This is a genomic window from Chitinophaga sp. Ak27, from assembly GCF_012726295.1.
In the GTDB taxonomy this organism is placed as follows: Bacteria; Bacteroidota; Bacteroidia; order Chitinophagales; family Chitinophagaceae; genus Chitinophaga.
This window is the reverse complement of record NZ_JABAOB010000001.1, coordinates 324,423-338,080: the sequence shown is the minus strand read 5'-3', so window position 1 is coordinate 338,080 and position 13,658 is coordinate 324,423. Positions and strand designations below refer to the sequence as shown.

14 protein-coding genes are annotated in these 13,658 nt (G+C 48.2%); 11 read left to right on the top strand and 3 right to left on the bottom strand.

What is annotated here, in order from left to right; genetic code table 11:
- Positions 1–107 precede the first annotated feature (107 nt).
- The 7 genes from HGH90_RS01320 (at position 108) to HGH90_RS01290 (ending at position 5,222) form a co-directional block, all read left to right on the top strand.
- Complete coding sequence (locus HGH90_RS01320; RefSeq protein ID WP_169190191.1) at positions 108–347, top strand: hypothetical protein; 240 nt, start codon at positions 108–110, stop codon at positions 345–347.
- Positions 348–403: 56 nt separating this feature from the next.
- Complete coding sequence (locus tag HGH90_RS01315) at positions 404–751, top strand: DsrE family protein (RefSeq protein ID WP_168765652.1); 348 nt, start codon at positions 404–406, stop codon at positions 749–751.
- A 175-nt stretch (positions 752–926) separates the two neighbouring features.
- Positions 927–1,796: a DUF6089 family protein gene (locus HGH90_RS01310; RefSeq protein ID WP_168765651.1), complete on the top strand. Its 870-nt coding sequence runs from the start codon at positions 927–929 to the stop codon at positions 1,794–1,796.
- 223 nt (positions 1,797–2,019) lie between these two features.
- On the top strand, positions 2,020–2,337 hold the full coding sequence (locus tag HGH90_RS01305) for a hypothetical protein (RefSeq protein ID WP_168765259.1): 318 nt from the start codon (positions 2,020–2,022) through the stop codon (positions 2,335–2,337).
- A 57-nt stretch (positions 2,338–2,394) separates the two neighbouring features.
- Entirely contained in the window at positions 2,395–2,721 is a 327-nt protein-coding gene (locus HGH90_RS01300; protein WP_168765650.1) for a hypothetical protein, read from the top strand.
- A 106-nt stretch (positions 2,722–2,827) separates the two neighbouring features.
- Entirely contained in the window at positions 2,828–4,750 is a 1,923-nt protein-coding gene (locus HGH90_RS01295; protein WP_168765649.1) for a menaquinone biosynthesis decarboxylase, read from the top strand.
- Positions 4,722–5,222 (top strand): DUF6265 family protein, encoded by a 501-nt coding sequence (locus HGH90_RS01290; protein WP_169190190.1) that lies wholly within the window; start codon positions 4,722–4,724, stop codon positions 5,220–5,222. The genes HGH90_RS01295 and HGH90_RS01290 overlap by 29 nt, the downstream gene beginning before the upstream one ends.
- 67 nt (positions 5,223–5,289) lie before the next feature.
- On the opposite strand, the gene HGH90_RS01285 is transcribed toward HGH90_RS01290, so the two are convergent.
- A complete protein-coding gene (locus HGH90_RS01285; RefSeq protein WP_168765647.1) occupies positions 5,290–6,873 on the bottom strand; it encodes a peptide chain release factor 3 in 1,584 nt (527 codons plus the stop codon).
- A 102-nt stretch (positions 6,874–6,975) separates the two neighbouring features.
- Here HGH90_RS01285 and HGH90_RS01280 point away from each other — a divergent pair, with 102 nt between their 5' ends.
- From HGH90_RS01280 to HGH90_RS01265, 4 genes are all read left to right on the top strand, one after another.
- Positions 6,976–8,229 carry an ABC transporter permease gene (locus HGH90_RS01280; protein ID WP_168765646.1) on the top strand — a complete coding sequence of 418 codons (1,254 nt, stop codon included), beginning with the start codon at positions 6,976–6,978 and terminating at the stop codon, positions 8,227–8,229.
- Positions 8,230–8,306: 77 nt separating this feature from the next.
- Positions 8,307–9,302 carry a tRNA (adenosine(37)-N6)-threonylcarbamoyltransferase complex transferase subunit TsaD gene (gene tsaD, locus HGH90_RS01275; protein WP_169190189.1) on the top strand — a complete coding sequence of 332 codons (996 nt, stop codon included), beginning with the start codon at positions 8,307–8,309 and terminating at the stop codon, positions 9,300–9,302.
- Positions 9,303–9,409: 107 nt separating this feature from the next.
- Positions 9,410–11,545, top strand: a complete 2,136-nt coding sequence (locus tag HGH90_RS01270; RefSeq protein WP_169190188.1) for an alpha-L-fucosidase — start codon at positions 9,410–9,412, stop codon at positions 11,543–11,545.
- 2 nt (positions 11,546–11,547) lie between these two features.
- Positions 11,548–12,270 carry a tRNA1(Val) (adenine(37)-N6)-methyltransferase gene (locus HGH90_RS01265; protein WP_168765643.1) on the top strand — a complete coding sequence of 241 codons (723 nt, stop codon included), beginning with the start codon at positions 11,548–11,550 and terminating at the stop codon, positions 12,268–12,270.
- 11 nt (positions 12,271–12,281) lie between these two features.
- Here the strand turns inward: HGH90_RS01265 and HGH90_RS01260 are convergent, their stop codons facing one another.
- On the bottom strand, positions 12,282–12,914 hold the full coding sequence (locus HGH90_RS01260) for a phosphoribosyltransferase (RefSeq protein WP_168765642.1): 633 nt from the start codon (positions 12,912–12,914) through the stop codon (positions 12,282–12,284).
- Positions 12,915–12,925: 11 nt separating this feature from the next.
- Positions 12,926–13,567, bottom strand: coding sequence for a dienelactone hydrolase family protein (locus HGH90_RS01255; protein WP_211093039.1), 642 nt, complete (start codon positions 13,565–13,567; stop codon positions 12,926–12,928).
- Between the last annotated feature and the right edge of the window lie 91 nt (positions 13,568–13,658).

The window sequence follows — 13,658 nt, the reverse complement described above, 5'->3', positions numbered from 1 at the left end:
TGAATTCATCATATTTGTCCTATCAATCCTGTTATGGCGTTGCAGAAATCGCAACGCCATTTGGAAGATTCTATAACATGGCTCCCGTAGTATAATTGTATTAAACCATGATACTTGTCATTATTACTTTTCTGTTGCTATTGTTGTTTCTCGGCTGGGTTTTATTGTTCCGTCACTTCAGGGCTTTACAGATTGCCAATATCAATATTGTAAGGCAAGAACAGCAGGAGGCCTCGTTGTTGTACCAGTTGCACGAAATCAAAAAGAAAAATCATCAGCTGGAAGACAAGCTCCGTGAGGTGCAATATGAGCTTTACCAAGAGAAGCAGAAAGCGGCGCATCGCTGAGGGAACATCCACCTTTTTACTTTCCATTTTGCCGATATTTGGGTAGGTTTGTTACCATGAAAGTCGTTTTCCAGATTACGTCCGGTGATGCCGATGTACAACTATCCATGCTAGGGCAGCTCCATAACCTGTTAACCCAGGCGGCTATTGAGCAAACGCCGCTTGATGTGGAGGTAGTAGTACACGGACAGGCCTGGAACCTGTTGTTACCCACCGCCAATCCCCTGGCGGAGAAGGTCCGGCTACTGCAGGAAAGGACCGTGTTATTTATCATTTGTGCCAATACGCTTCGCGGCCGGGAAATGCAATTAACGGATCTGCTGCCCGGAATAGCCCTGGTGCCTGCGGCCATCTTCCACCTGGTAAAACGCCAACAAGAAGGCTGGGCTTATATCAGATGTTAGTTTAGCGATTTATTACTTTAATTGTTTATTAGTTAATTGCTTTATTAGTTTATTTTTACATTTTTAAAGCCCCTGTAGGTGTATGTGGAGAAGTATTGAAGCGGGCAGCAAATAAAAATTGTAGAATTAGCGTTTAATGGAATCAAATCGGACTAACCTCTTAAACTTTTATACTTTGAAATTCACAAAATCTACCGGAATACTCTTGTTGTTGACGGCGATCCCCTTATTCAGCTTTGCACAGGACTGGCATGTGGGCGCTTTTGCTGGCATTAGTAATTACAGCGGAGATCTGACACAACAACGGGTGGATATGAAATACACCCGGCCTGCACTTGGATTGTTAGTGCGAAAAGATATCAACCGTTATCTCAGCGTACGTGGGGCCTTTACCTGGGGAATCGCTACAGGTGCCGATAGCACCAACACCTCACCCGCGTTGAAAGCCCGTAACCTTAGTTTCCGTACCAATATTTTTGAAGGAAGTCTGATCGGTGAAATCAACTTTTTTGACCTGGATGAAAAAGGATTTACTCCTTACGTATTTGTGGGGGTTGGAGCCTTTGGTTTTGATCCTACGGCCAAAGACCAGTCGGGCAACCGGGTGCGCCTGCGGCCATTGGGTACTGAAGGGCAGGGGTTACCCCAATATCCCAGCCGTACGCCATACGACCTCTTAACTTTTTCCTTTCCTTTCGGCGCTGGTCTTAAAGCCAACCTGAATGAAAAGTGGACGCTCGGATTTGAAATCGGATTACGGCCAACGCTCACCGACTATCTCGATGATGTAAGTACGAATTACGTTGATAAAAACACGTTGCTGACTTATCGCGGCCAGAAAGCCGTAGATATGGCTTATCGCGGCGATGAAGTAACCGGGAAAGGTACCACACCGGGTACTTATCCGGCAGATGGCACCATCCGCGGTTCTGATAAACATAAGGACTGGTACGCCTTTTCAGGGTTTACCATTACTTATCGCCTGGGCGGCGGCTCAGGATGGGGTAAGCAAAAAGCTACCCGTTGCCCGATATTGCGGCCATAACAGCGCTTTTAACTTCTTATTTTCTCTATAAAATCCTGGCCTTAGGCCGGGATTTTTTTATTGGCATAGTTGTTGAATTTAAGAGTTTAAACAGGTATCAATGTAGCCACCAGCTTATAGTGGAGGGTATTAACAGAAATCGCGGAGAGAGTATGAAATCAACAGCCGCATAAAAATAAGTTGGTGTGCAACGACCTGTTATAGCGAACAAAAAAAAAGTGCCATGAAGAAGTTTTTGTATTTAGCTTCAGTGATGTTGACGGTGGGAAGCATGAGCCTTTTTGCACAACACAGGCCTCCCGCTCCACCACTGCCACCAAGGCCACCGGTACCGGGGCACTTCCCGCATCCGCCGGTTCCGCCTCATCCGCCGTTGCCGCCGCATTTCAGGCATCCGCCACATCCGCCCGGACCGCCACGCCGGCATCGTCACAGGCACTACAGACCGCATCGGCATTACCACCGATATAGCTATGTGAGCTACCCGGGAGCCATCTACGTTGTGAATAGCGCTCACCTGAACTTATATCAGCTTTCTTAAAGAATAACACCACATTTTTTATTTGCCAACCAATCTTGAACTAAAAAACCAAACAACATGAAAAAAGTAATGCTGATGATGCTGCTGATAGGTGGTACAGTGTTTACCGCTTCCGCTCAGAGAGGATGGGGGCATGACAGGGGCCGCGGACATGGCCGCTGGGAGCGCGAGAGATGCGATCGCGACGATGACAGATGGGAACGTAGAAGGGAATGTCGTCGCGACTGGGATGACGATGAGTGTTACCGCCCAAGAAGAAGGGTCGTATATACCGAACCTGCTTACTACCCGGTAGTACCTGTACCGGTGCCGGTACCCGCTCCGCGTTATTACCCCTCCAGGCCCAGAGCCGTATTCCACGCAGGAGTTACCATTGTGAACTGATAACTGAAAATGGAATAAATGAGATGCCTCCCATTATTTAAGTGGGGGGCATTTTTTATTGCGGTGCGGGATGGTTACTTTTGTTGATTGGTAACACGAATCAATCATGGCATATAAAAATCTCAGACACTTTATTGATACGCTGGAACAGGCAAATGAACTGGTACGCATCAAGACGTATGTGGACCCTCGACTGGAAATCGCGGAAATAACCGACCGGGTAAGCAAATCGCCCGACGGGGGTAAAGCGCTGCTGTTCGAAAATACAGGGACCGACTTCCCGGTACTGATCAACGCAATGGGCAGTTATAAGCGTATGTGCCTGGCCCTGGGTGTACAGGAACTGGACGATGTTGCCGGGGAAATTGAAAACCTCTTTAAAATGCTCTCCAAGCCCAAAGAAGGGATATTGGATAAACTGGCCCTGCTGCCCAAGCTGGGACAATTTGCCTCCTGGATGCCCAAAGTGATTGGCGGAAAAGGAAGCTGCCAGGAAGTAGTGATGGCCAATCCTGACCTGAATAAACTTCCTGTACTTACCTGCTGGCCCAAAGATGGGGGCCCCTTTATTACCCTTCCTGTGATACATACCAAAGACCCGCTGACCGGCACCCGCAACGTAGGGATGTACCGGATGCAGGTATTTGAAAAAGATATGACCGGGATGCACTGGCATAAACATAAAGTATCTGCCAAACACTTTATGGAATATAAAAAGCTGAATAAGCGTATGCCCGTTGCCGTAGTACTCGGCGGCGACCCGGTATATACCTATTCTGCCACTGCACCTCTCCCCGAAAATGTAGATGAATACATGCTGGCAGGCTTTCTCCGTAAGAAAAAAGTAGAATTGGTAAAATGTATTACCCAGCCGGAAATAGAAGTTCCTGCCGATGCCGATTTTGTGATTGAGGGATATGTAGATCCTTCGGAAGACCTGATATGGGAGGGGCCCTTTGGCGACCATACCGGCTACTATTCCCTGGCCGACTGGTATCCCAGGTTCCATGTAACGGCGGTTACGCATCGCAAAGATGCTGTATATCCATCTACCATCGTGGGGATCCCGCCGCAAGAAGATGCCTGGATAGGGAAGGCCACAGAACGTATTTTCCTGGCGCCTATTAAAATGACGCTGGTGCCGGAAATCGTAGATATGGAAATGCCAGTAGAAGGGGTATTTCATAACCTGGTAATTGCCCAGATTAAGAAAGACTATGCCGGGCAGGCCCAGAAAGTGATGAATGCCATGTGGGGCGCAGGGCAGATGATGTTTAACAAGATCCTGGTGGTCACCGACGATGGAACAAAGATTAACGATTATAAGCAGCTAGCCCAGTACGTCTTCCAACACCTGAACCCGGCTACCGATATCTACCTGAGCCAGGGGCCAATGGACGTACTGGATCATTCCTGCTCCAAAATGGGCTTCGGTGGTAAGATGTGTATCGATGGTACCCGGAAATCGGAAGAAGAGGTGGATACTACCTTCCTGCAGGTACCATCGCCCCGGGAAATCGATATGGCAGCTATTATGCGGCAGTTTCCTGAAATAAAGGGTATCAACAGCAGCTTACTGCCGTTGGATATCTCCTGTATATTGGTGGCGGTAGAAAAGAACCGCCCTTTCCATATCCGCGAACTGAACGAACAGCTCTATACCTTACCGGCGCTGACAGGTGTGAAAATGGTATTGTATGTAGAGCATACCGTGGATGTTAGCGACCTGGCCTCGGCCCTGTGGCGTTTCTGCAATAACCTGGATCCTAAACGCGATAGCTTTGTGATACGCCAGCCGTCGGCTGTTGCCGGGAAGTATGTGGGCGGCATTGGCATGGACGGTACGCTGAAAACCAGGCTGCTGGATAACTTTGAGCGTGACTGGCCCAACATCATTGTAGCAGATGACGCCACCATCAGTAAAGTAGACGCTAAATGGGCGGAACTGGGCATGGGTCCTTTCCTTCCGTCGCCATCTCTTAAATACAAACAGCAGATCTATGGCGAAGAAGCGGTGGTACAGCAGTAAATATCTCCTCCTGGCAGGATGGTTACTGGCTGGCAGCCTACGGGCAACCGGCCAGGTAAGCACCGCCGATTTCCCCTTGCTCAGTAAGCTGGAAGGCACCTGGCGGATGTCTACCCGCAAAAGCACGATTGTAGAGCGTTGGAGTAAAGTAAACGACTCTACCTGGAGCGGTAAAACCTGGCGTGTAATAGGGAAAGACAGCGCAGTACAACAATCGATGCAGGTGGTGCAGCGGAATGGAGAGATCAGTTTTTTACCTGTTTATGAAGGTGGACCTACGGGCAGGCCTATACGTTTACGACTCCGGGTACTGAAGCCCATTGGCTTTGTAGCAGAAGACCTCAACAATGACTTTCCCCGTAAAATTACTTACCGCTTTAAAGATGCCCGGCACCTCGATGCCCGCGTAGAAGGCACCAGGGACGGTACTATAGAAGAATATATTTTCCAGTACGTTATCGTAGAAGACTAGTGATTCCTGATCGCGTAAAAAAAAGATCGGCGTCCGGGACCCCGGACGCCGATCTTTTTTTGTTTTCCTACTTATGTATTTCTGAAGTGAAGTTAAACTGGATATCCGGGTTATTGGTACGCTCGGTATTCAGGTACCATTCAGACTGGGCCAGGTATACCAGGTGGCCATCTTTATCTTCCACGATATTGGAGGATTTAAAGCGGATGAAGTCTTCAATTTTATTTTTAGGACCGGTGAGCCAGCAGGCCTTATAGAAAGGCAGGGTATTAAACTGGCAGGCCGCGCCATATTCCTGGAGCAGGCGGTACTGGATTACTTCAAACTGGAGTTCACCCACGCAACCAATAATTTTGCGGTTGCCGCCATGTTGGGTAAACAACTGGGCTACCCCTTCATCTGTAAGCTGACGGATACCTTTTTCCAGTTGTTTGGTTTTCATTGGGTCCTTATTTACCAGCTCCTTAAACAGTTCGGGAGAGAAGCTGGGGATACCAGTAATGTAGAAATTTTCGCCTTCCGTAAGGGTATCGCCGATTTTAAAGTTGCCTGTATCAAATAAGCCTACCACATCGCCGGGGAATGCATCATCTACAATGTTTTTCTCACGCGCGAGGAAGCTGTAGGGGTTGCTGAACCTAACGTCTTTGTCTAAACGAACATGGTGGTAAAACTTGTTGCGTTCAAACTTACCGGAGCATACACGGAGAAAGGCGATACGGTCGCGATGGCGGGGGTCGAGGTTCGCATGTATTTTAAAGATAAATCCGCTGAACTTATCTTCCTGTACATTTATTTCGCGGGTAGTAGCAGTACGGTTGCGGGGTGTAGGCGCAATGTCTACGAAGGTGTCGAGCAGATCTTTTACCCCGAAGTTGTTGACCGCACTACCAAAGAAAACGGGGGCCAGTTTACCGGCCAGGTAATCTTCCCGGTTAAAAGTATCATACACGCCTTCGATGAGTTCTACGTCGCCACGGAGCTGGGCGGCATCTTTTTCATTGAAATGCTCGTCTACATAGCTGCTGCTGAGATCATCGAGGGGCACTACATCCTCATCGGTGGCTTTCTTATTGGGCTGGAATGCCACCAGGCTTTTATCATAAAGGTTATAAACGCCTTTGAAGTCGCTACCCATGTTAATAGGCCAGCTGAGGGGTCTTACGCGGATGCTGAGTTTTTCTTCCAGTTCATCGAGCAGGTCGAAGGGATACTTACCATCCCGGTCCATTTTATTCACGAAAATGATGACGGGTGTATCGCGCATGCGGCATACTTCCATCAGTCTTTCGGTTTGTTCTTCCACCCCTTTTACGCAGTCGATTACCAGTACTACGCTGTCTACTGCGGTGAGGGTACGGTAGGTATCTTCAGCAAAGTCCTTGTGACCGGGTGTATCCAGGAGGTTAACGAGGATATCGCGGTATTCGAAGGTCATAACGGAAGTGGCTACGGAGATACCTCTCTGTCTTTCAATTTCCATGAAATCCGAAGTGGTGTGCTTCTTTATCTTATTGGACTTCACCGCCCCGGCGGTTTGAATAGCCCCGCCAAACAGGAGGAATTTCTCTGTCAGCGTGGTTTTACCGGCATCCGGGTGAGCGATGATAGCAAAGGATTTTCTTTTATTGATTTCGTTAGCGTACTTCATATATATCCGAAAAATGGCAGCAAAGGTAACTAAATTTTTTGTCCGGCTATATTTCGTGTTTATTGGCGCCGCTCATGGCCATAAATCTGTTACATTTGAAATATGATAGCGACCCTTAAAATATTATGGAATAGTTTTAAGATGGCGATGCAGGAATTGCGGGTTAACAAGCTCCGTTCTTTTTTGTCATTGTTTGGTATAACCATAGGTATCTTCTGTATTATCGCCGTACTAACGCTCACCGGCAGCCTGGAACATAATATCCGGAAAGACCTGGCCGACCTGGGTGATGATGTGATTTACCTGCAGAAATGGCCCTGGGGTGGAAATGGAGAGTATGCATGGTGGAAATACATGAACCGCCCCCTGCCTGAGTATAAAGACTTGAAAATTATACAGGAGAAGGTACAGAGTGCGAGCTATGCTTCCTTCGATTTTGAGGTGGGAGGCAAGAAAGTGGAGTATGGTGATGATTATATGGATGGGGTGAATATGATGGCGGTGACCCATGATTTTGACCAGATCCAGACCCTGCAGATAGTGGGTGGCCGTTATTTTGCCAATGGTGAAAGCAATAGTGGCACTAATGTGGCCATCCTGGGATATACCATCTGGGATGGGTTATTTCCTTCTGCGGAGGCGGCGCTGGGAAAGATGGTGAAGGTGGCGGGAAGGGATGTAAAAGTGATCGGTGTGTTAAAGAAAAAGGGCGAAAGCATGATCGGGGGGCTCGGCTATGACAACGCCATTATTTTACCTTACCGTTTTGCCCGTACTATCGTGGATGAACGCCGTTATGCCGATCCTTATATTCTTGTAAAGGCCAAATCGACCGTGTCGATGGATCAGTTGAAAGATGAGCTAAGAGGGGTTATGCGGGCGGCGCACCGGTTGAAACCTGCAGAGGAGGACGACTTTGCGCTGAATGAGATCAGTTCGGCCAATGAGAACCTGAACTCTCTTTTTGCCGCTATCAACGGCGGCGGGATTCTGATTGCAGGTTTTGCCCTGATTGTAGGGGCTTTCGGGATTGCCAATATTATGTTTGTGACCGTGAAAGAGCGAACCAATATTATCGGGTTGAAAAAGGCAATTGGTGCGCGCAGGGCCATTATCCTGATGGAGTTCTTGTTGGAGGCTGTTTGCCTGTGTTTAATCGGAGGACTATTGGGACTATTACTCGTGTATCTACTGACAGTAATTATTAATATGTCGGGTAGTTTTGAGATGATATTGTCGCCGGGCTCGGCGGTATTTGGGATCAGCGTATCGGTAATTGTAGGCTTGCTGGCGGGTTTCATCCCGGCATGGGTGGCCAGCAAACTGGATCCGGTGGTGGCCATACGGAGCAATTGATCGGCTAAAGGTATTGGCAGCAGGCATGCTGTGTACAGGCGGGGTTTTCCCGCCTTTTTTTATTAAATTTGCCGCTTATGTCTGTTAAAATATTAGCCATAGAATCGTCCTGTGATGATACAGGAGCCGCTGTTATTGTAGATGGAAAAGTGTTGTCTAATCATATTGCCAACCAGAAGGTACATGAGCAATATGGTGGGGTAGTGCCGGAACTGGCTTCCCGGGCGCACCAGGAAAACATAGTGCCCGTAGTGGATATTGCTTTGCAAACCGCCGGCGTGAAACGGGAAGAGCTGAGTGCCATTGCCTTTACCCAGTCGCCCGGCCTGATCGGATCTTTGCTGGTGGGCAGCTGCTTTGCCAAGTCGATGGCCATGGCGCTGGATATCCCGTTGATTGGGGTTCATCACATGCAGGCGCACGTGCTGGCTAATTTTATTGACGATCCCAAACCAGATTTTCCTTTTCTATGTTTAACCGTATCGGGTGGACATACCCAGATCGTATTGTGTGAAAGCCCGTTGAAAATGCGGGTCATCGGCGAAACGCTGGACGACGCTGCGGGCGAAGCTTTCGACAAGAGCGCCAAAATACTGGGACTTCCTTATCCGGGTGGTCCGTTGATTGATAAATATGCTAAAACCGGTAACCCTACCCGGTTTAAATTCCCCGAACCTAAAATTCCCGGGCTGAATTTCAGTTTCAGTGGGTTAAAGACGGCCATCCTGTATTTTTTACAGCAGCAGGACCCGGCCTTTATTGCGGAAAATCTGCCAGATATCTGTGCTTCCATACAGCATCGTATTATCAGTATCTTATTGAATAAAGTGATTAAGGCGGCCGAGGAAACCGGTATCCGTGATGTAGCCATTGCTGGCGGCGTAAGCGCCAATAGTGGCCTGCGCCAGGCGCTGGCCGAATATGGGGAGCGTTATGGTTGGCGTACCTTTATTCCTAAGTTTGAGTACTGTACTGATAATGCCGGCATGATTGCCATTACCGCGTATTACAAGTACCTCGCCGGCGATTTCGTGGGCCTGGATGCGGTGCCTACGGCAAGAGCCGCATTTTAGTGAAGACTATCTGCGGTTAAATGCTAACAGTTTTGGGTAAAATCCTATTCCTTTCAGTTCCTGAATCGATTTAGCTTTAGGTTTGGCTATAACGCTTACATTTATCTATGAAGAAAATTTTTATCGTATTACTGGCGCTGGCAACCACGTTCCAGGTGGCGTCCGCGCAGGAATCCACGGCACATACCGACTGGAGAAACCAGAAATATTCCATGTTTATTCACTGGGGGGCCATCTATTCCACGCTGGGAGGCGTATGGGAAGGAAAGCCGGTAACCCGGGGCTATAGCGAACAAATTCAGGCGCATGCCGGTATTTACAGTGATGTATATGGAGATGTGGCTAAACGTTTCCACCCCGAACATTGGAATGCTGACTCAATCGTGCTGCTGGCCAAAGCTGCCGGCATGAAATCGGTGGTAATGACTTCCAAGCACCATGATGGTTTTTGCATGTTTCATTCTGCCTATACTGATTATAACGTGGTAGATGCCACCCCGTTTAAACGCGATGTATTGAAGGAATTATCGGATGCCTGTCAGCGGCATGGCCTGAAATTCGGGATGTATTTTTCGCTGATCGACTGGCATTTCCCACAGGCCTATCCCATCTCCAGTAGTAACAGTGATCCTATTACACCCGAGCATCATGAGTATAATAAGAAACAGGTGACTGAGCTGATGACCAACTATGGGCCGGTATCAGAGATATGGTTTGATATGGGCTCGCTCACTGCTGCGCAAAGCCGCGACCTGGCAACGATTGTACATCGTTTACAGCCGGGTTGTATGGTGAGTGGCCGTTTGGGCAATGATGCCGGAGATTTTTGTGTGATGGGAGATAATCAATACCCTGATTACAAGATCGCTTCGGCCTGGCAAACGCCTGCTTCCGTATATGATGAAACCTGGGGATACCGCAGCTGGCAACAGCATGGTAAAGCCGCCGATAAGGCGCATGAGAAACTGGAAGGGTTGATTAAAGTAGTAAGTCGCGGTGGCAACTACCTGCTGAATATCGGTCCCCGTGGTGATGGCTCCGTGGTAGACTTTGAAAGAGAAGTATTACTGTTAAATGGCGCCTGGCTGCAACGCAATGGAGAAGCCATTTACGGCGCTTCCGCCAATCCTTTTGACACTACTTTTACATGGGGAGAAGTAACCACTAAACCAGGTAAGTTATACCTGCACCTCTTACAAATGCCCGAAAATGGCAGCATCCTGTTACCAGGTTTAAGCAGTAAAGTAAGCCAGGTAACTTTGTTGGGAGAAAATAAAAAGGTGGCCGCTAAGATTAACAGCAAAAATGGTAACACATATATCCAACTGCCGGCAGGCTTCCAGTTAAAGGATAAGAACATTGAAGTACTGGCGTTGACCTGTAAAGAGGGAGTGCATATTACGCCCCTGCATTTGTTGTCGAATGCCCGCCGCCTGGACCGGTACAATGCGGTTCCGTTGTATAGTTTTTCCGGTGTCGATTATGAAAGCTATTACCGCAGCCAGGTGGGCGATTCCTGGGCGTTTACTACCAGCAAACCGGCCAAATTGAAACTGTTGTATAGCGACGCTGAGAAAGGCCGCCGTATACAGCTGACCCTGAATGGTAATACCCGCGGGGTATTGCTGGACGGTGGCACTGTACAGCCACTGCAGTCTGATACTGCTGCTTTACAGTGGGGGCCTTTGTACAGCGCCGGACCATTCTGGTCTGGTATAGACGGTGTACATGGAGATATAAAACAAATAGATCCTTCCAAACCGTGGCCTAACCAGGACAGTCAGCCCTGGAAGCTGCAGCCCGGCTGGAAGAACGACGCGCTCATTACCTTTGACGGCGACAGAAGTATTGCCAAATATGTATTACAGGAAATTACTGCTACAAAGGCAGGTAACTACCTGGTAGGTTTTACCAGTGGAGATGGTATTGCGGTATATCTAAACGGAGAAGAGCAGGTGTTGCATAATAACCCTGAAAGGGGAGGCGTGGCCAATGAGGTGGTGTTGTTGTCGCTGAAGGAAGGCAAAAATCAACTGTTGGTAAAGGCATACAGCCGTTTTGCCAAACAGTCGGAAGTGGCTATCCGTCGCAATGTGCCACAGGTAATGTATGTGCAACCGTTGGATATACAGGTAAGCGGAAATGGCAAGGTAGAGACCTGCGAAGTAAGAGAAGCGAACCCGGTATCTGTGCATCGCAATCTACGTATGCCGAACCTGTCGCTGTTGATTGATTCAAAATAAGGATGGCAAATACATTTTTTCAATTCAAACAATTTACCGTTCACCAGGAGCACTGCGCCATGAAGGTGTGTACAGATGCCTGTATACAGGGAGCTTTTACGGCGCAGTACCTGGCGAGCCGACCTACTGCGGTACCGGCTATACTGGATTTAGGCGCCGGTACCGGTTTGTTGAGCCTGATGCTGGCGCAGCGTAGCCCGGCAGCCATTACCGCCGTGGAGCTCGATCCCGGCGCAGCGCAGCAGGCTACTGCTAATTTTGCAGCTTCTCCCTGGGCAGACCGTTTAACCCTAACGCAACAGGATATACGAAAAATGGAGCCCGGCGGAGGCTACGATTTTATTATCAGCAATCCTCCATTTTATGAAAGTGCATTGAAGAGTGGTCATGCCCAAAAAGACCAGGCGATGCATGCTACCAATCTTACTTACCATGATCTGCTAACAACGATCGGCCAACAACTATCCCCGGCGGGGGAGGTATCGGTATTGTTGCCCTATGCTGTATTTGACACTTTCCGCGGACAGGCATTAACAGCAGGATTGCATTTGCGCGAGGTATTGTATATCCGGCAGAGTGTGAACCATGGCTATTTCCGGGCCGTAGGGATTTTGGGAAGAACTGCAAGAGAAACCGTGGTAACGGAAATGGCGGTGTATGATGCCGCAAAGACATATACGTCTGAATTTAGGGTATTATTACAGCCTTATTATCTCTATCTATAGCCATCGTATTATCAATTGGTGGCCTCTGAATTTTTGGCTGCGCTCAGATATTTGATTACTTCTTGGTCGCTTACTTCGCTGAAATTATCATAGAAAGCACCCACACCAATAAATATTTCCGGTATATAGCTTACTACTACTTCATCGGCTATTTGCCGAAGTAGCTCATATGCGGCCTTAGAAGCAATAGGAACTGCTACAACAATTTTCTCGGGATGTTCTTTACGCAGCATTTTGATGGTAGCCAGCAGCGTATTGCCGGTAGCAATGCCATCATCTACAATGATAACGATTTTGCCGGTAACAGACCTTGGAGGCTGATTGCCCAGATATAGCCTCTGCATTTCAGTCAGCCTGGCCCGTACTTTCCTGATTGTTTTTTGAAGGTAAGCCTCCGATACATTTTCATGTGGAACGATATAACTGTCGGTGAGGCTCACAGCGCCTACTGCATATTCCTCGTTATCCGGGTGCCCAATTTTCTTGGTAAGTATGACACTTAATGGTAACTGCAAGGTTTGGGCAATAATATATGCAATTGGCACACCGCCCCGTGGTACTCCCAGCACGATTGCATTCTGCCGTTTATATTTATCCAATAAAGGAGCCAGCTGGCGGCCGGCAGTTATTCTGTTGCTAAACATGTAAGTTGCTTTTATGGGTGAAGGTACCGTTCAAACCACTCAATAGCGGCTAAGCTTACCTGGCGGAGTGTATCACCTTCTTCAAAGAGATGTCCTGCTCCAGGTACTACTAATAATTTTTTAGGGCCTTTCAGCTGGGTGAGCGCCTGTTGGTTTAATACCAGCACTTCGGGATCAAGGCTGCCTACTATGAGCAATGTGGGCGTTGTGATAGCAGGCAATTCGGTCGCGAGGTCAGGTCTTCCGCCGCGACTTACTACAGCCTGCACATACGGTAGCTCACCGGCAGCCTCCAGGGCTGCCGCTGCACCGGTACTGGCGCCGAAGTATCCTATCGCTGCATGGCTGGCGGGTTGAAATGCCGACAACCATTTTGTTGTATTGACGAGCCTGCTGGTTAGCAGCGTAATATCGAAACGTGTGAAATAAGACGCTGCTTCTTCTGTTTTGGTAAGCAGATCGAATAGCAAAGTGCCAAATCCGTGTTGTTGTAATGCTAATGCCACAGCCTGGTTACGCGGGCTGAACCTGCTACTGCCGCTACCATGGCTGAAGATTACAATAGCAGTAGCTCCTTCCGGAATGATAAGCTCTCCATCCAGTATTACTTGTCCGGCAGGTATTTTGACGGCCTTTGAAAAAGATTGCATCATAATTTAAATGTAGAAAAATGATCATGGCGTCGGAATGATTTCTGTCATAAAGTGAGGTGATTATCATCATAGCATAAAAATGATGATATTT

Bases quoted from the DNA above. Each gene is read 5' to 3' on its own strand.
- HGH90_RS01320 (WP_169190191.1), top strand. From the start codon at position 108: ATGATACTTGTCATTATTACTTTTCTGTTGCTATTGTTGTTTCTCGGC.
- HGH90_RS01315 (WP_168765652.1), top strand. From the start codon at position 404: ATGAAAGTCGTTTTCCAGATTACGTCCGGTGATGCCGATGTACAACTA.
- HGH90_RS01305 (WP_168765259.1), top strand. From the start codon at position 2,020: ATGAAGAAGTTTTTGTATTTAGCTTCAGTGATGTTGACGGTGGGAAGC.
- HGH90_RS01300 (WP_168765650.1), top strand. From the start codon at position 2,395: ATGAAAAAAGTAATGCTGATGATGCTGCTGATAGGTGGTACAGTGTTT.
- HGH90_RS01295 (WP_168765649.1), top strand. From the start codon at position 2,828: ATGGCATATAAAAATCTCAGACACTTTATTGATACGCTGGAACAGGCA.
- HGH90_RS01290 (WP_169190190.1), top strand. From the start codon at position 4,722: ATGGCGAAGAAGCGGTGGTACAGCAGTAAATATCTCCTCCTGGCAGGA.
- HGH90_RS01285 (WP_168765647.1), bottom strand. From the start codon at position 6,873: ATGAAGTACGCTAACGAAATCAATAAAAGAAAATCCTTTGCTATCATC.
- HGH90_RS01280 (WP_168765646.1), top strand. From the start codon at position 6,976: ATGATAGCGACCCTTAAAATATTATGGAATAGTTTTAAGATGGCGATG.
- tsaD (WP_169190189.1), top strand. From the start codon at position 8,307: ATGTCTGTTAAAATATTAGCCATAGAATCGTCCTGTGATGATACAGGA.
- HGH90_RS01270 (WP_169190188.1), top strand. From the start codon at position 9,410: ATGAAGAAAATTTTTATCGTATTACTGGCGCTGGCAACCACGTTCCAG.
- HGH90_RS01265 (WP_168765643.1), top strand. From the start codon at position 11,548: ATGGCAAATACATTTTTTCAATTCAAACAATTTACCGTTCACCAGGAG.
- HGH90_RS01260 (WP_168765642.1), bottom strand. From the start codon at position 12,914: ATGTTTAGCAACAGAATAACTGCCGGCCGCCAGCTGGCTCCTTTATTG.
- HGH90_RS01255 (WP_211093039.1), bottom strand. From the start codon at position 13,567: ATGATGCAATCTTTTTCAAAGGCCGTCAAAATACCTGCCGGACAAGTA.